The sequence below is a fragment of the Streptomyces sp. NPDC050121 genome (genome assembly GCF_044460385.1).
GTDB lineage: Bacteria > Actinomycetota > Actinomycetes > Streptomycetales > Streptomycetaceae > Streptomyces > Streptomyces soliscabiei.
In genome coordinates this window covers 74,290-91,150 of sequence record NZ_JBITJV010000013.1, presented here as the reverse complement: position 1 = coordinate 91,150, position 16,861 = coordinate 74,290, and the positions used below count along the sequence as shown (strand labels likewise).

Sequence of the window (16,861 nt, the reverse complement as noted above, 5' to 3'; positions counted from 1 at the left end):
CCTCAGTCGGGGTCGTCGGGGTGGGGGTCGACACCGGGGACGGGTGCGCCGTGGGGGAACCCCGCCTCGACGCAGGCGTGGTAGTACGCCTCCCAGGAGCCGGTTTCGGCGGTGGCGGCGTCGGCCCTGGCGTCCAAGGCGGTCAGGCACACTTCCCAGCCGGCGGCGTTGCGGGCGGCGGTGTCCGCGCTCTGCAGTACGTCCGTGAAGGTGAGGCGGGTGCGGTCGCCGGCCATGGCCTCCAGGTCGAAGCGGAGTTCGTCGCCGCCCCACGCGATGGACAGCCGGCGGGGCGCGTCCACGGCGAAAACCCGGCCGGTCGACTCGGGCAGATCGGGGTCGCCGCTGAACCGGATCGTGCCGCCGGGACACAGCTCGATCTCGACGCGGGACGGGAACCAGTGGGCCAGTTCGCCGGAGTCGGTGACGAATTGCCGGACCCGGTCGGCCGGATGGTCGTAGGTGCGGGTGAAGCGGACGGCGGGGCGGCCGTCGTCCAGGGTCGGATACGTGCCGGTCGGGTCGGTCGGCATGGCGGATCGGTCCTGTCTCGTCAGGAACTGGCGGCGCGCATGTCCGGACTCTCGCTAGCGAAACTTTGCCGTTTCGCTGAAACTCGTCTAGCCTCGATGTGTACGAAACCGTTTCGTTTACGTGTACTTTGCCTTCACGTCCCTGGAGTGGTTCCCCATGTCCTCGAAGACCTTGACGGACGGCACCCGCACGGGTGCCGAACAGCAGCCGTCCGCACCATCCGCCAAGAAGTGGTGGATCCTCGCGGTCGTCGCACTGGCCCAACTGATGGTGGTGCTGGACGCCACCATCGTGAACATCGCCCTGCCCTCCGCGCAGGCGGACCTCGGTTTCTCCGACGGCAACCGGCAGTGGATCGTCACGGCGTACGCGCTGGCGTTCGCCTCCCTGCTGCTGCTCGGCGGCCGGATAGCCGACCTCTTCGGTCGTAAGACGGCCTTCCTGGTCGGCGTCGTCGGCTTCGCCGCCGTCTCCGCACTCGGCGGCGCCGCGACCAACTTCGAGATGCTCGTCACGGCCCGCGCGCTGCAGGGCGCCTTCGGCGCGCTCCTCGCACCGGCCGCGCTCTCCCTGCTGAACACCACGTTCACCGACGCCAAGGAGCGCGCCAGGGCGTTCAGCGTCTACGGCGCCATCGCCGGCGCCGGCGGTGCGGTGGGCCTGCTGCTCGGCGGCATCCTGACCGACGCGCTCGACTGGCGCTGGACGCTGTACGTCAACGTGGCCATCGCCGTCCTCGCCTTCGCGGGCGGCTGGCTGCTGCTGTCCAACCACCGCGACGCCGAGAACTCCAAGCTGGACGTGCCCGGCACCGTCCTGGTCGCCGCCGGTCTGTTCTCCCTGGTGTACGGCTTCTCCAACGCCGAGACGCACGACTGGGGCTCGGCGCAGACCTGGGGCTTCCTGATCGCGGGCGGCGTGCTGCTCGCGGCCTTCACCTGGTGGCAGACACGTGCCGCGCACCCGCTGCTGCCGCTGCGCATCCTGCTCGACCGCAACCGCGCGGCCTCCTTCTTCGCCGTGCTGATCTCCGGCGCGGGCATGTTCGGCGTCTTCCTCTTCCTCACCTACTACCTGCAGCTCAACCTCGGCTTCAGCCCGACGAAGACGGGTGTGGCGTTCCTGCCGATGGTCGGGGCGCTCATGGTCGCGGCGCAGGTCGGCGCGACGGTCCTGGTCCCGCGGCTCGGCCCGAAGGCGGTCATCCCGCTGGGCTTCGCGATCGCCGCGGGCGGCATGGCCTGGCTGACCGGGATCGACGTCGGCTCCCACTACCTGAGCGCGGTGCTGCCGCAGCTGGTGATCACCGGTATCGGCCTCGGTCTGGTCATGCCGCCCGCCATGCAGATGGCCACCGGCGGGGTCGCCGCCGAGGACGCGGGTGTGGCCTCCGCCACTGTCAACGCCATGCAGCAGGTGGGCGGTTCGATCGGCACGGCCCTGCTGAACACCCTCGCCGCGAGCGCCGCGACCGACTACCTCGCCGGGAAGGACCCGACGAACAAGCTGGTCCAGGCGCACGCGACCATCGAGAGCTACACCACCGCCTTCTGGTGGTCGGCCGGGTTCTTCACGGCGGGCGCGCTCATCGCGTTCCTGCTCTTCCGCCGCGGGGTGCCGCAGCAGGACGCCGACGCGGCGCCGGTGATCCACATGTGACGGGTCCTCGGTTCAGAGCCGCACCGGGGAGAGGGGCCGCCGTCCACGAGGGACGGCGGCCTCTCTGTGCCGCGCGGGGAAGTTGAGACCGGCGCCCGAAACAGGGTGCGCGGCCGGAGGTTTACGCCTGGGTACTCGACGGTCCATGAGAATCAGCGTGCTGGATGTGGGGTCGAACACCGTGCGGCTGGTGGTGGCGGACGCGGCGGGCGGGGTGCCGCTGCCGGTGCACACGGCGAAGTGGCGGCTGAGACTGTCCGAGCAGGTCGGGCCCGGTGACCCCATCCCCGACGAGGCCGTGGAACGGCTCGTCAGAGCCGTCGCCGCGGCGGTCAGGACCGCGGACCGGTGGGGCGCGGCGGGCCCGCTGGCCTTCGCGACCGCCGTGGTGCGCGCCGCCCCCAACCGCAGCGAGGTGCTGCGCGCGGTACGCGCCCGGACCGGCGTCGCGCTGAGCACCCTGCCGGGCGAGGTGGAGGCCGAGCTGACGTTCCTCGGCGCCCGCCGCTGGATGGGCTGGCGGTCGGGACCGCTCGCCCTGCTGGACATCGGGGGCGGTTCGTTCGAAGTGGCCTTCGGCCGGGGCCGGCTGCCGGACTTCGTCGCCTCGCTGCCGCTCGGCGCGGGCCGCCTCACTCACGACTTCTTCGCGGACCACGACCCGCCGCCCCCGGAGCTCGTCCGCGCGGTCCGGCGCAGGATCCGCCACCAGCTCAGGGACGTGGCCGCCCGGATCCGCTGGGAGGGTCCGCGCACGGCGGTGGCCACCTCCCGCACGTTCCAGCAGCTGGGCCGGCTGTGCGGGGCGCCGCCCGGACGGCACGGCCCCTTCATGGACCGCACCCTGCGCCGCCGCGACCTGGGCGAGGCCGTCGACACGCTGGCCGCGCTGTCCACCGCCGAACGCGCCCGGTTACCCGGCATCTCCGCGCCGCGCGCCGCACAGAGTCTGGCCGGTGCGGTGGTCGGGCACACGGCGATGAAGCTGACCGGGCTGACCGCGGTCACCGTCTGCCCGTGGGCGATCCGCGAGGGCGTCATGCTGCGCCACCTGGAGGACGGCCCGTCCTGGTGGGCGGACCTCACCCGGCTCCCCGACGAGGACGCGCCCCCGGATCCGCTCCCCCTGCGCCTGGCAAAACACTGAGCACCTGACTCGTCGAGCGACGTGACCGATGGTGTGACGGATATGGATGACCGGCGGCCGCGCACGAACCTGGCCGACTCAGCGGCCCCCTTGGAATCGGTCATCTAGGCTGGCGCGGTGACTGAGGAGCAGGAGCGGGTGCGGCCGTCGGGAGTGTGGGCCACGGCGGTGGGGGTGGCCAGGGTGCGGGCGCAGGAGACCGAGCGGGAGAACGCGTTGTTCCGCGACCCACTGGCACAGGCCTTCGCCACCGCCGGCGGCCTGGGGCCCTCCTCGCCGCCGCCGCCGGGTGACGAGGCCGCGCGACGTCGCCGGCTGGGCGTGGCGTTCTCCATCGTCATCCGGACGAAGTTCCTCGACGACCTGTTGCGGCAGGCCTCCGCGTCCGGAATCCGGCAGGTCGTGCTGCTCGGCGCCGGCATGGACAGCCGGGCCTTCCGGATGGACTGGCCCGAGGGCACCCGGCTGTTCGAGGTCGACACCGCCGCGCCACTGGACTTCAAGGCTTCGGTGCTGCGCCGGGAGCGGGCCGTCGCACGCTGCGAGCGGATCACCGTCGCGGTGGATCTGCGTGAGGACTGGCCGGGCGCGCTGGCCGCCGCAGGGCACGACCCGGCGGCGCCGACCGTGTGGATCGCCGAGGGACTGCTGATCTATCTGCCCGAGGACGCGGTGGAGTTGCTGCTGGCCCGGATCGGCGCGCAGTCGGCGGCAGGCAGTCGGATGGGGCTGACGTTGGGCTCGCGCGGGGTGATCGAGCGCTTCGGCGCGGACGCCGTGCCGGGATCGGCGGCGTCCCTGTGGGTCTCGGAGATGCCCGACGACCCGGTGGGCTGGCTGGCCGGGCACGGCTGGGAGGCCACCGGCCACACCCTGCGCGAACGCGCCGCCGCCTACGGCCGCCCGATCAACACCCCGCCACAGGGCGAGGAACGGCCCGGCGGACTGATCTCGGCGGTCCGCCACTAGAAGCGGCTCTCCCGGTTCCCTGGGTGATCGATTCCAGGTGTGACGGACGGCGTGTTCGCCTTGTCCTCGGGCTCGACCTGGGCGACCGCGGCCGGGCGCCGCAGCAGGTCGCCTGTCAGGCGTGTCGACCTGTCGGCCCGTGCATCGCCACATGAGCCCGGAGGCCGGCGGGCGGCCCCACTCCGCCCGTCCGGCCTCCGGGTGCGGGATCGCGTGGTCCCGTGTCAGGGGCTCGCACTCCCCACGTCACGAGCCTCTCTCGGCGTCCACGGGGGGCCACCCGATCCCGGTCTCAGAAGGTGAAGAGGCTGCTCCCGGCAGCGTTCTTCACGCAGGCGTTGGCGAAGGTGCGCTCGTAGGAGACGCGCTTGCCCTGCCAGACGCCGTCGACGGTGACGACCACCGGGTCGTACTGCTTGGTGCACTTGGCGTCGCCCGGGGCCGCCAGGGCGTCGAAGTCGCCGTCGGCGGCGCGCAGTTCGGCGCAGGCGAGGGCGGCGGCGGGGTGGGTGCCGGAGGGGGTCGGTGCGCAGCTCAGGGTCACGGCCCTGGCCGCGTCGACGGTGGCGGCGCTGCCTCCGTGGCCCAGGGTCAGCACGAGGGCCGACGGGGCGTAGAGGGAGGTCGGCGCTGCGGCCGGGGCGGCGAGCGCGGATCCGGTGAGGGATCCGCAGACGGTGGCGGCCGTGAGGCCGAGGGTCGCTGCCCAGCGCGCGGTGTTCCGCATTGTGTGCATCCTTCCGCTCGATTCGGGGGTGTGCCGGTCCGACTCGGTCGGTGCCGGACGCGGCGAGCGCGAGTCTGCCGAGTCCGCCGCCGAATATCACCTCGACCCCATCGGTTTCAGTAACCTTGCGTATTGAATCAGTGGCGTGAAGTCACGGAATTTGAACGGTCCAACGCCGGAAGCAAGCGCTTCATGATCCCTTCGGTCCGCTCGATGACCGGTTTTCATAGCTTCGTTAATCGGCCTGAAACATTCCGCTCCGGCCCCCGGCCCACCCCGCCCCTCCCCCCATTCCGCTCTCGGCGGACTCCTGGGCGATCCCTTGTGTTCACCTGCCTGCGGAGTAATGGTGATTACATGATTACGACAGAGCAGAGAGAGAAGCTGAGGGGCTGGTTCGCGGGCCGGCTGCCCGACGACCTCTTCGAGGAACTGACCGAGGTGACGGTCGACCGCGAGGAGATCACCGTGATCGGCCGCGTCCCCGCACCCCGGCTGACCGAGGACGCCCCGGCCGCCGAGCGGGAGGCTGCCGTCTCCGCCCGGATCCAGGAGTTCCGGGAGCGCACCCGCGAAACCCGGATGGCCGTGGCCCGCGACGCCGAGCACCGCTTCCGGCGGAAGGTGTCCTGGGGTGTGGTGTGCGACGGGGAGCGCGCCCTGTTCACCCATGTGGCCGCGCCGGTCATGACCCGGCTGCGGCAGCCCGAGCGCCAGGTCCTCGACACGCTGATCGCCGCGGGCGTGGCCCGCAGTCGCAGCGACGCCCTCGCCTGGTGCGTCAGGCTGGTCCAGCGGCACACCGACGACTGGCTGACCGAACTGCGGGACTCCCTCGAACACGTCCAACGGGTGCGCGCCCAGGGACCGGACGCAGATCAGGACACGGAGCAGGACACCGCCCAGGAGGACAAGGGGGTGGCGGATCCGCCCGCTCATGACGCCGAATAAGGACGAGTGGGAGGTCCCGGGACAGGCCCTCACCGCCCCGAACCTACCCACCGGTATCGTCGCCCTGCTACGCACGCTCGACCACGGGACGACGAGAGGCGGCACGGACGGATGGCCAAGCACTGGGCGGACTTCCAGTACGAGATCTACCTCAACGGGATGACGGGCGCGGTCCCCCGGCTGCCCACCGATCTGACCCGGCTGGAGGAGCTCACCGAGCAGCGGCTGGGGCCCGGTCCGGTCGGCTATGTGGCGGGCAGCGCGGGGAACGGCAGCACTGCGCGGGCGAACCGCGCGGCTCTGGAGCGCCGCCGGATCGTGCCGCGCATGCTGCGGGACGTGCACGAACGCGATCTGTCGGTCGAGGTGCTGGGCCGCTCACTGCCCGCCCCGCTGGCCCTGGCCCCGGTCGGCGTGCTGTCGATCATGCACCCGGAGGCGGAGTCGGCGGCGGCCCGGGCCGCGGCCGCGCTGGGAGTGCCGTACATCCTGTCGTCGGCGTCCAGCACGCCGATCGAGCAGGTGGCCGAGGCGATGGGCGACGCCGAGCGCTGGTTCCAGCTGTACTGGTCCAAGGACCGGGAGGTGACGCGGAGTCTCCTCGGCCGGGCGAGGGCGAGCGGATACACCGTGCTCGTCGTCACCCTGGACACCCCGCTGCTGGCATGGCGGCCGCGCGACCTCGACCAGGCCTACCTGCCGTTCCTGCACGGCGTCGGCACCGCCAACCACTTCACCGACCCGGCCTTCCGCGCGGGCCTGGCCAAGCCGGTGCACGAGGACCCGAACGCGGCCGTGCTGCACTTCGTCAGCCTGTTCGCGGACCCCGGAAAGACCTGGCCGGACCTGGCGTTCCTGCGGGAGAACTGGGACGGACCGATCGTCCTCAAGGGCGTCCTGCACCCGGACGACGCCCGGCTCGCCGCCGACGCCGGGATGGACGGGGTGGTGGTCTCCAACCACGGGGGTCGGCAGGTGGCCGGTTCGGTCGCCGCCGCCGACGCGCTGCCCGGGGTGGCGCGGGCGGTCGGCGACCGGCTGACCGTGCTGTTCGACAGCGGGGTGCGTACCGGCGACGACGTCTTCAAGGCACTCGCCCTCGGCGCGCGGGCGGTCCTGCTGGGTCGGCCCTACGTCTACGGGCTGGGCCTGGACGGACAGCCGGGCGTCGAGCACGTGATCCGCTGCCTGCTCGCCGAGTTCGACCTCACCATGGCTCTGTCCGGCCACGCCACCCCGGCGACGGTCGGCCCGGCGGACCTCGTCGAGGACGCCGGATAGCCCTGGCGGAGTCTGTCGGCCGGGCGCAGGTCGGCCGGGCACCCCGCGCGTGGCAGGTCGTCGTGCCCCGCGCAGCCATCGCTCACCTCGACACCGCGCGCCGACCGGCCGCCGCTCGAGGGCCGACGCCTGACGCGCGGATCGGCCGGGCTCGCGGGCCGGGCCCCGGCGGCACTCCCCCAGGGCCTTCGACCGCGGTGCCGTTGGGCGACCGGCTCGCCGGCGGCCCGTGGGCAGCGCACCCCGCCTAGGGCCTGTCCGGCGGATCATGCCGCAGACGCGGGGGATGGCACGCCCTCCCCCGCTCACCTGCATCGATCAGGCACCGCTGCTTTCCTGCGACTTGACCCGCCGGACAGGCCCTGGCGGGGGGCGGCCCTCAGGCGGTTCCGTCCGAGAGGTCGACCGGCTGGGCCGACGGAGGTGCGTCCGTGCCGGTGACCGCGAGGGAACCAGGGGTGGCGGTGGCGACGTCGGTCAGCCAGCGCTGGCCGGTGGAGTGGTCGCGGACCTTCACGACGACGTCGGCGCCCGGCTCCGCGCCGGCCGTCGCGAGGGCGAGCGCGTCGTCCCAGCGGGGCAGCAACTCGCCCTGCACGGTGAGGTCGTAGCGGACGTCCTCGCCCCGGGAGTTCTCGGCGTCCGCGCACGCGCCGAGGATGACCACGCCGGCGTCCGCGTGGGAGTCCACGCACAGCTCGGGGTGGGCCGCGCTGCGCAGCTGCCCGTCGTCGCTGTAGGACCACTGCTGTGTGCCGTCCAACGAGCAGTCCGCGAGTTCGACGGCGGCGCCCGCCTCGGCCTGGCCCCGGACGTCCAAGCACAGGTCGGACGCGGCGTTGCGCAGCCTCGTCTGCCGTGGTGCGCTGGGCAGTTGGGCGGTGCCCGGGGCCGTGGGCGAGGCGGTGGTGGCCTGCGAGTCGGTGCCGGGGGCGCTGCCGCTGGTGGAGGCGGCCGGGTCGGCGCCGCCGCTGTCCGACCACATGCCGGCCGCGAGCAGGGTGGTCAGCAGGCCGGCCGAGGCCAGTCCGACGCCGGTGAACAGCGCGCGCGGCGACCGCCCCGCCCCGGACTCCCGGCGGCGGGGCGAGGGGATGCGCGAGAGCAGGTTGCCGCGTCGGCCGCGGGTGCCGCCGCCGCGGTGCCGGGCGGAGCCCTTGAGGCGCACGGTCTGCTGCTTGCTGCGGCCGGGCCGGGTGTCGTGGTAGCGGCGGGCGCCCCAGCCGAGCACCGCCTCGGCGAGCAGCACGCCGAGGGCGTTCTCGAAGTGGCCGAGCTGTTCGGCGGCGGAACGGCAGTACCGGCAGGCGTCGAGGTGCTGGCGCACGTCGGGCAGCAGGTCGCCGCCGCGGCGGATGGGGCCGTCGAGGAGCCGGTTGTAGAACCGGCAGTCCTTGTTCGGCGCGAGTTCCCGGTGGGCGCGGACGACGCCCTCGCGGAGCTTGTCCCGGGCCTGTTCGAGGGCCGCGGACACGGTGTCGGTGTCCATGCCGAGCAGCCCGGCGGCGACGGTGATCTGCTCGGCCTCGACCTCCACGTGCCACAGGACGCAACGGGCGACCGCGGGCAGGCCCTGGAACGAGCGTTCCGCCAGCACCCGGTTCTCCGGCGTCATGGACTTCGCGCTCCGCATGCCCCGGGCCCCGGCCGGCTTGCGCAGCACCGGCAGGACGCCGGACAGCCCCTCGTCGGCGGACCACAGCCGGGCCATGTCCCGCACGGTCACCAGCAGTCGGGGACGCAGCGCGGTGCCGGGCTCGCCCAGTTTGAGCCGGTCGAAGACCTGGTGGAAGGCGGCCGCGGTGATCATGGACGCGACGCTCCCGGAGGAGGCGAGGCAGATGACCGCGTACTCCTGCACCGGTCGCCAGTGCCGGGCGATCAGCAGGGCGGTGGACTGGGCGACCTCGCTGTCCGCGCCGCCGCGTATCCCGGCGGCGAGGGACTCGTCGGATTCTCCTGGGCCCCCGCCCGGCGGAGGGTAGGGCGGAAGAGGAGGCTGAGCGGTGGGCACTGAGCGAATTCCTTTGGTACGTACCTGTTCGGTGCGGCAGGGAGCGCGAATTCGCCTCCGCCGACGAACGCAGGGGACCCGGCCATGACCCCCCGCACGGGTGGTTCACCTTTGCACAACTAAGTCGCGCACAACAAGGCGGCAGCTGAAGCTGCCCTTTGTTGAAAGAATGTCGATAAGCAATGCCATGCGCCCCGTGTGAAACACGCACACGCAGCAGAGCGACGCGCACGCTCCCGGCCCATCGGGCCGCGTAGTTGGCTGAAACCCGGCCACTCCTCGGAAGGCCCCGCGCAGGACGGCGGCACTCCTGCGCGAAACGGCCGCCGGCCCTGCTCCTCCCGCCCTCGGCCGGCGGCCCACCGCTCCGTGAGCGGCTATATCTGCCAGGAGCGCAGCCGGTCCGCCGCGCCGTAGACGTCGGTCTTGCCGTCGATCAGATCGCGGGCGAGGTCGACGAGCGCCCCGTAGGGCGGATCGATGCCCACCCCGCTGGTGAACATGTACGCCACCGCCGTCGCGCAGGCGAAGCGGGCGTTGGCCGAGGGCAGGGGCTTGAGCAGGGTGAGCGTGTGCAGCAGCGCGGCGGCCCGCCAGGCGGGGTCGGAGTCCACGCCGAGCTTGGGCGGATCGACCCGGTGCCGGGCGACGGCGGCGACCAGCGCCGAGAAGTCGTTGACGGTGGGCTGCTCGGGCAGGACCTCTTCGTGGCGCTGGAGCAGCCAGGGCACGTCGATGTGGATGACGGCTGTCATCGGTCAGGCGACCCGCCCCTCGCCCCTGGTGGAGCGTTCGTCATCGGGGAAGGCGGCCGCGAACTCGTCGGCATGGGACGCGAAGAACGTACGGAACGCCTCCGCGCCCTCCTGGAGCGCCCGGTGCCGGGCGATGTCGGCCGCGGCGGCCTCCCGTACGAGTGCCTTCATCGACGTGCCGCGTTCCTTGGCGATCTGCCGCAGGTCCTCCAGCTCGCGATCGCTGAATTCCACATTGAGGGCTGGCATGCCCTTCACGGTACCGCGCGGGTACTTACTCGTAAATATCCCCAGGTCAAACCAATGACCACGCGGTACCGGAGGGTGTCCATCCCCTGTCCGACCCTGCACGATCCTGACCGGATTCGCGCCTATCCCTGATCTGCCACGAAGGACGCCATACGGGCCAGCGCCGCGTTCCAGTTGATCGCGGTCTCGTTCGTCGACCAGGACTGGATGTCGTCGATGTAGCAGAACTGACCCACGCACCCCTGGAGCTTGCTCTGCGCGTAGGGGTCCTGAATGCTCGAGTTCGGGCCGCCCGCGAGGGTCCCCGCCGGGGGTTGCGGAAGGCTCGCATCGAGCTGGTGGGCGTACCAACGGCTGTGCTGGTGATGGGAGTTGACCTCCCCGTAGCCGGTGACGTACGACAGGTTCAGCGCGTTGCGGCCGAGGACGTAGTCCATGCTCTGAACCGCCGCGTCACGGTACTTCGAGGCGCCTGTGATGTCGTAGGCGGTGGCGATGACCACGGCGTTGTTGAGGACCTGGTGGCTGGAGCCCCAGTCGTAGCGGTTGCCGTCGGGCGCGTAGGGCATGCCGTACGGCTGTGACGCGAGCGTGGCGAGGTACGTGTCGGCGCCCCGCACCACCGAGCGACGCACCCTGTCGAGGCCGGGGAGCTTGTTCGGGACGGTCGCCAGGTCGAGGCGCCCGGCGGCGGCGGTGCGGGACCAGTCGAAGCCGTAGGGGAGGAAGAGGTCGGCGGTGTGCAGCGGGGAGGTGAGCACCTGGTCGGCGAACTGCTTCTCCCCCGTGGTGAGATACAGCTCGGCGGCCGCCCAGTAGAACTCGTCGGTCGCGTTGTCGTCGTTGTAGGCGCCGCCGCCGGTGCCGTCATTGGGGTCGGCGTAGACATTCGGATGGGCGAGGGCCGCAGCGAAGGCCTTGCGCGCGGCCGTCAGCGCCTTCGCCGCGAACGCCTTGTCATAGGGCCGGTACAGACGGGCCGCCTGGGCGGCCGTCGCGGCCAGGTTGAGGGTCGCCGTGGTGGTCGGCGGGTGCAGTTCGCGCTGCTGCGGGTCGTCGTTCGGCAGCAGCGGCAGGCCCGTCCACTGCGCGTCGTGCACCTTGTGGTGGGCCATGCCCGCGAGGGGCGGCCCGTCCGGCACCTGCATCCTCAGCAGGAAGTCGAGCTCCCAGCGGGCCTCGTCGAGGATGTCGGGCACCTTGTTGCCGCTCTCGGGGAGGGCGAGGGCGCCGTCGCCGAGCCGGGCCGGGTGTCCGGTACGGGCGAGGAGGGAGCGTTCGTAGGTGCTCAGCAGCTCCCAGGTCGCGATGCCTCCGTTGACGACGTACTTGCCGTGGTCGCCGGCGTCGTACCAGCCGCCGGTGACGTCGAGGCTGTAGTCGCACACACCCGGCTGGCAGGGGACGTCGAGGTCGCCCTTGTTGGGGGCCACGCCGACATGGCCGGCCGGCCTGCCGTAGCCGGGGCGGAGGTCGTCGCGGATCGCGATGCCGCTGCGCTGCGTGTAGTAGTACTTCACCGCGTCCAGGCCCAGCCGTTGATAGGCGGCGCCGCCGATGTCGAACGGGCGGCTGGTCTCGCCGTCGGCGACCAGGGTGAAGCCGGCGCCGCGCTTGCGGTAGGCCCCGAAGTCGATGGAGTGGACGTGCTGCCCGGAGGACACGTCGAGGCCGCGCGGCACGCTCCAGCCGTGCGCGACCGTCGCCCCGGCGCTGTTCTTCAGCTGCCAGGGCAGCTTCGCGGTGGCGTCGGTGACCAGGGTGGCGTTCTTCGGCCCGGCGGGCAGATAGGCGACCTGGTTGACGCGCACGCGTGGCCCGGTGTCGGGCTCGTACACCTCCGGCGGCACCCCGCCCAGCAGCGACACGTCGTCCAGACAGAACCGCCAGGGCTCGGCGCTCCCGCCGACCTGGAAGGCGACCTGCCCCTGGGCGCTGTCGACCGGCGAGGTGAACGTGTAGGAGTACGAGTCCCCCGACGCGCTGAGCACCGGGGTCGCCTCGTACCAGGTGTCGTACGGGGACACGCCGAGGCCCACGATCGCCCGCACCACATGCCCCTCGGGCACCCCGGAGGCGCTGAAGGAGAACCGGTACGACGACCCCTTCACCAGGGTGATCGCGTTCTGGCCGACGGCGGAGTCCCAGCGGTTGACGGTGCCGCCCGGCACGTCCGCGCACAGCTTGCCGTCGGTGAGGCCGGCGGTGACGTTGCTGGTCCACCACGGGTCGGCGCTCGTGTCGAAGCCGCCGTTCCTGACCTGCTCGACCTCGTCGGCGCCGGCCTGCTGCACGGGCAGCGCGGTGAGCGCCGCGCCCAGCAGGGCCGCGAGGGACAGCAGGGCGGTTCTGCGTCGTTTCACGTCCAGCTCCTCGGGGAGATGCGGGACGCTTCCCACGAGGTGCGTATGGGAGCGCTCCCAGGGAGGGGTCGGAAGACATGCTTGTTGGATTCATGACACCCCGTCAACGGTCCGGACGAGATGAGCGCGAGAAGTCCTCGGGGCCGTTGTCAGTGGTGGGTTCTAGTGTGGGTCGTCCGTGGACCGACAGGTCGACTCACAGGAGGTATCCATGACGACCCTCGCCGACCGGCCCCACACCGCACTGCTGGTCATCGACGTCCAGAACGGCGTGGTGGCGGGCGCGCCCCGGCGCGAGGAGGTGATCGCGAACATCGACACCCTGGTCGACGCGGCGCGCGCGCAGGAGGTGCCGGTCATCTGGGTGCAGCACTCCGACGACGACCTCGTGCGCGGCAGCGAGAGCTGGGAGTACGTCGAGGAGCTGGTCCGCCTCGACAGCGAGCCCCTCGTCCACAAGAGCTACCAGGACTCCTTCGAGGAGACCGAACTCGAGGCGGTACTGGCCGAGCGCGGGGTGGGCCGGGTCGTCGTCACGGGGGCGCAGACCGACGCGTGCATCCGCTCGACACTGCACGGCGCCCTCGTGCGGGGATACGACGTGACGCTGGTCGCCGACGCGCACACCACGGAGGACCTCACCCCGTACGGCGCACCCGCGCCGGAGCAGGTGATAGCCCACACCAACCTGTACTGGGCCGGGCAGAGCGCACCCGGTCGCAGCGCGGGCACGGTGGACACGGCGAAGGTGTCGTTCGAGGCGGCCGACGCGGGCTGAGGCGGGGCCGCCAAAAAGGCGGTGCTCGGGTGCGGTGGCGCCCGAGCACCGAAGGATCCGAGGCGGCCCTCCGGTCAGCCGCTCATGCCTCCAGCCTGCTGATGCGGACCGCCCCCTGGACCGTGCCGGGTGCACCGCTGGTCAGCTTCAGCCGCAGCCTGGAGCCGCGGACCGGGTCGAAGGTGAGCGCCGTGGGCGCGTCCGAGGCGGTGGCCCAGTCGACGGCCGCCCCGGTGACGGGCACGTACCGCGCGCCGTCCCAGATTTCGGCCTCGATCGACGCGGGCAGGCTGTGCGTGGCGTCGACGGTGAAGGACACTTCCGCCCGGTCGAAGTCCCGGGTGCGCCCGTAGTCCACCGCCACCCAGTCCCTCGGCCGGGCCCCGCCGAAGGCGGGCAGCAGGGCGGTGGCGGCCTTGGCGAAGGCGTTGGACCAGCCGGTGGCCGGGTCGCCGTCCAGCAGCGCGGCGGGCAGGGTGTCCGGGCGGCCGGAGTAACTGGCGTCCGCGTACGGGTAGGTCAGGGGCTCCGGGTGCTCGGGGGCGAAGGCCGCGGCCGGGGTGGCCGCTGCCGAGCGGGCGTGTGTGGTGCGCACGGTGGCGGTGCCCTTGCGCAGGCCGTCCACGCGTGCGGTCACCTTCAGAGCGCCCGCCCCGGTGCCGGAGCGCACGATGGCGAGGGCCTTCCCGTGGAAGGCGGTGCGGGTGCTGGCCTGGTAGCGCTCGGCGCTCTCCTCCCGCCCGTTGTCGAGTCCGGCGAGGGAACCGCCGGCCACCTGGAAGGAGATGAGATGCTCGGCGTCGGGCACGACGGTGCCCCGCGCGTCGACCACGTCGGCGGTGACGAAGACCAGGGAACGGCCGTCCGCCGGAAGGGATGTGCGGTCCGCGGTGAGCCGTACGGCGTGCGGGGCGCCGGCCGTGCGCAGCACATCGGTGGCGATCGTCCTGCCGCCCCGGCGGGCCACCGCCTTCAACTCGCCCGGCGCGTAGGGCACCTTCCACGTCAGGTGCAGCTTGCCCGCGCTGCCGTTCGGGCTGGTGTAACTGCCGGGGTAGGGGCCGGTGGTGAAGGTCTTGTCGTCGCCGGGGGCCTCGGTGGTCTCCAGGTAGGTGCGGCCGTCGAGGGTCCTCTTCGTGTCGAACTTCCGTACGCCCAGGGACTTTCCGTTGAGGTACAGCTCCACCGTGTCGACGTTGGAGTACGCCCATACCTCGACCGTGTCGCCGGCCTCGTGGTTCCAGGTCATCGGCACCAGATGGACCATGGGCTCCTCGACCCACTGGCTGCGGAAGAGGTGGTACATGTCCTTCGGGAAGCCGGCCGTGTCGACCGCGCCGAAGAAGGAGGCCTTCACCGGGAAGACGTTGTACGGCGTGGGCTCGCCGATGTAGTCGATGCCGGACCACAGGAACTGACCCATGAACCACTTCCGGTCGCGGTCCTTCTTGTGCCCGTACTCGCCGCTCATCGTCCAGGAGGCGAGGTTGTTGTCGTAGGACGAGGTGGCCCGCTTGCCGGGGGTGTGGTTCTCGCCGGTGTTGAGGTGCTCGGGCTCCTGGTAGGCGCCGCGGGTCGAGGTCTGCGAGGACGACTCGGACTCGAAGAGGAACAGGTGCGGGTAGGTGGCGTGCAGGGCGTCCACGGACTTGGCGGTGTTGTAGTTCAGGCCCAGGCCGTCCAGCTTGGCGAGCATCAGGTCGGCGGCGGAGCCCTTGGCGGGCGGATTGCGGTACTTGTCCGAGCCGATGATGAGCGGCCGGGTGTCGTCCACCGCGCGGATCGCGGCGATGATGCGGTCCGCCATGGCGAGACCGGCGGTGGAGGTGGAGTCGGTGATCTCGTTGCCGATGGACCACAGCAGGACGGCGGGCGAGTTGCGGGCCGCGAGCACCATCTCGGTGGCGTCCCGCTCGCACCACTCGTCGAAGAACCGCCCGTAGTCGTACCGGGTCTTGCCCGTCTTCCAGCAGTCGAAGGCCTCCACCAGCATCACGATGCCCAGCTCCTCGCAGACCTGGATCATCTCCGGGGAGGGCGGGTTGTGGGAGGTGCGGAAGGCGTTGACGCCCATCGCCTTCATGATCGTCATCTGGCGGCGGATGGCGTCGATACTGACCGCGGCCCCGAGGGCGCCCAGGTCGTGGTGGAGGTCCACGCCCTTGATCTTGGTGTAGGCGCCGTTGAGGTGGAAGCCCTCGTCGGGGTCGAAGCGGAAGGTGCGGATGCCGAACGGCGTGCGGTAGGTGTCGGTGCGCTCCCCGGCGACGCGCAGTTCGGTCTCCAGGGTGTAGCGGTACGGGGTCTTGAAGTCCCACCGCCGTGGATCGGCCACCGTGAGTTCGTGGATCCCGGTGGCCCGGTCGGCGACGGCGACCGTGGAGGACGTACGGGCGACGGTGCGGCCGTTCGGGGCGAGGATCCTGGAGACGACCTCGACGTCGGCGCCCGTACCGGACGCGTTCACCACCGAGGTCTCGACCCGGACGACGGCCCGTTCGCCGGTGACCTCGGGGGTGGTGACGTACGTGCCCCAGCGGGCGACGTGCACGGGCTCGGTGACGACCAGGCGGGCCTCGCGGTAGATGCCGCTGCCGGAGTACCAGCGGCTGCTCGGCAGCCGGTTCTGCACCTTCACCGCGAGCACGTTCTCGGTGACGCCGTCGGTGTGCAGCAGGCCGGTCAGGTCGAAGGCGAAGCCGGTGTAGCCGTAGGGGTGGTGGCCGACCTCGGCGCCGTTGCAGTAGACGGAGGAGTCCATGTAGACGCCGTCGAACTCGACCGAGATCCGCTGGCCGGCCTGGGCGGGCAGGGTGAAGGCGAGGCGGTACCAGCCCAGACCGCCGGGGAAGAAGCCGGTGCCGCTGGTCGTGCCGTTCTGCGTGGTCGGGGTCTGCTCGATGCTCCAGTCGTGCGGCACCGCGACCTCGCGCCAGGCCGAGTCGTCGTAGCCGGGGGCGGCGGCGTCCGCGTACTGCCCGGTGGGGTCGGTGATCCCGCCCGGGTTGACCAGCGCGAAGCGCCAGCCGTCGCGCAGCGCGACCGTGCGGCGGCCCAAGGTGCGCGCGGCGGCCTCGGCGGCCTGCGCCGGTGGGCCGAGGAGTGCTCCGGCGGCCGGTGCGGCCGTGGAGGCGAGAAGGACCGATCTGCGAGTGACCGTCATGGCCGGCTCTCCCTCATCAGGAACCAGAAGTACTCACAACTGATCGTTAACAAACAGAATCTGACGACGGGCCACTCATGCCCGTCAAGGGGCCCGGAGGTGTCCTCCCGCCTCATGCGTCCCCGGGCTCCCTGCCATGACATGGGCCGGTTTTACCCCTTGACCTCGGCGGAACAGCGCTGTCTCTTCGGGCCGTGGGGGTTCCCGTCCGTGCGCGCGGCGGACGCACTAGGCTGGACGGAAGTGTCCTGTCCGTTCACTGTGCGTGTGC

General features: G+C 71.9%; 13 protein-coding genes. 6 read left to right on the top strand and 7 right to left on the bottom strand.

The window, feature by feature from the left end:
- Positions 1-2: 2 nt before the first annotated feature.
- Positions 3-533 (bottom strand): SRPBCC family protein, encoded by a 531-nt coding sequence (locus ACIBTS_RS21195; RefSeq protein ID WP_399321216.1) that lies wholly within the window; start codon positions 531-533, stop codon positions 3-5.
- Positions 534-690: 157 nt separating this feature from the next.
- On the opposite strand from ACIBTS_RS21195, the gene ACIBTS_RS21190 reads away from it, so the two are divergent.
- The 3 genes from ACIBTS_RS21190 to ACIBTS_RS21180 all read left to right on the top strand — a co-directional run bounded on the left by ACIBTS_RS21190 (position 691) and on the right by ACIBTS_RS21180 (position 4,309).
- Positions 691-2,193, top strand: a complete 1,503-nt coding sequence (locus ACIBTS_RS21190; RefSeq protein WP_399321215.1) for an MFS transporter — start codon at positions 691-693, stop codon at positions 2,191-2,193.
- A 145-nt stretch (positions 2,194-2,338) separates the two neighbouring features.
- The gene (locus ACIBTS_RS21185; protein ID WP_319677451.1) at positions 2,339-3,340 is read left to right on the top strand and encodes a Ppx/GppA family phosphatase; all 1,002 of its coding nucleotides are present in this window, start codon (positions 2,339-2,341) and stop codon (positions 3,338-3,340) included.
- A 153-nt stretch (positions 3,341-3,493) separates the two neighbouring features.
- The gene (locus tag ACIBTS_RS21180) at positions 3,494-4,309 is read left to right on the top strand and encodes a class I SAM-dependent methyltransferase (RefSeq protein ID WP_399321401.1); all 816 of its coding nucleotides are present in this window, start codon (positions 3,494-3,496) and stop codon (positions 4,307-4,309) included.
- A gap of 292 nt (positions 4,310-4,601) precedes the next feature.
- Here the strand turns inward: ACIBTS_RS21180 and ACIBTS_RS21175 are convergent, their stop codons facing one another.
- On the bottom strand, positions 4,602-5,036 hold the full coding sequence (locus tag ACIBTS_RS21175) for a protease inhibitor (RefSeq protein WP_399321213.1): 435 nt from the start codon (positions 5,034-5,036) through the stop codon (positions 4,602-4,604).
- Between the two features lie 357 nt (positions 5,037-5,393).
- Here ACIBTS_RS21175 and ACIBTS_RS21170 point away from each other — a divergent pair, with 357 nt between their 5' ends.
- Complete coding sequence (locus ACIBTS_RS21170; protein ID WP_399321211.1) at positions 5,394-5,987, top strand: hypothetical protein; 594 nt, start codon at positions 5,394-5,396, stop codon at positions 5,985-5,987.
- Positions 5,988-6,098: 111 nt separating this feature from the next.
- Positions 6,099-7,268 (top strand): lactate 2-monooxygenase, encoded by a 1,170-nt coding sequence (locus ACIBTS_RS21165; RefSeq protein WP_319674143.1) that lies wholly within the window; start codon positions 6,099-6,101, stop codon positions 7,266-7,268.
- A 379-nt stretch (positions 7,269-7,647) separates the two neighbouring features.
- On the opposite strand, the gene ACIBTS_RS21160 is transcribed toward ACIBTS_RS21165, so the two are convergent.
- The 4 genes from ACIBTS_RS21160 to ACIBTS_RS21145 all read right to left on the bottom strand — a co-directional run bounded on the left by ACIBTS_RS21160 (position 7,648) and on the right by ACIBTS_RS21145 (position 12,649).
- Positions 7,648-9,282 (bottom strand): ricin-type beta-trefoil lectin domain protein, encoded by a 1,635-nt coding sequence (locus ACIBTS_RS21160; RefSeq protein ID WP_399321210.1) that lies wholly within the window; start codon positions 9,280-9,282, stop codon positions 7,648-7,650.
- A 377-nt stretch (positions 9,283-9,659) separates the two neighbouring features.
- Positions 9,660-10,037 carry a toxin Doc gene (locus ACIBTS_RS21155; RefSeq protein ID WP_319674145.1) on the bottom strand — a complete coding sequence of 126 codons (378 nt, stop codon included), beginning with the start codon at positions 10,035-10,037 and terminating at the stop codon, positions 9,660-9,662.
- Positions 10,038-10,040: 3 nt separating this feature from the next.
- Entirely contained in the window at positions 10,041-10,286 is a 246-nt protein-coding gene (locus ACIBTS_RS21150; RefSeq protein ID WP_399321209.1) for a hypothetical protein, read from the bottom strand.
- A gap of 122 nt (positions 10,287-10,408) precedes the next feature.
- Positions 10,409-12,649, bottom strand: a complete 2,241-nt coding sequence (locus ACIBTS_RS21145) for a glycoside hydrolase family 9 protein (protein ID WP_399321207.1) — start codon at positions 12,647-12,649, stop codon at positions 10,409-10,411.
- Between the two features lie 211 nt (positions 12,650-12,860).
- Here ACIBTS_RS21145 and ACIBTS_RS21140 point away from each other — a divergent pair, with 211 nt between their 5' ends.
- A complete protein-coding gene (locus ACIBTS_RS21140; protein ID WP_399321205.1) occupies positions 12,861-13,427 on the top strand; it encodes a cysteine hydrolase family protein in 567 nt (188 codons plus the stop codon).
- An 82-nt stretch (positions 13,428-13,509) separates the two neighbouring features.
- Here the strand turns inward: ACIBTS_RS21140 and ACIBTS_RS21135 are convergent, their stop codons facing one another.
- The gene (locus ACIBTS_RS21135) at positions 13,510-16,590 is read right to left on the bottom strand and encodes a glycoside hydrolase family 2 TIM barrel-domain containing protein (RefSeq protein ID WP_399321203.1); all 3,081 of its coding nucleotides are present in this window, start codon (positions 16,588-16,590) and stop codon (positions 13,510-13,512) included.
- Between the last annotated feature and the right edge of the window lie 271 nt (positions 16,591-16,861).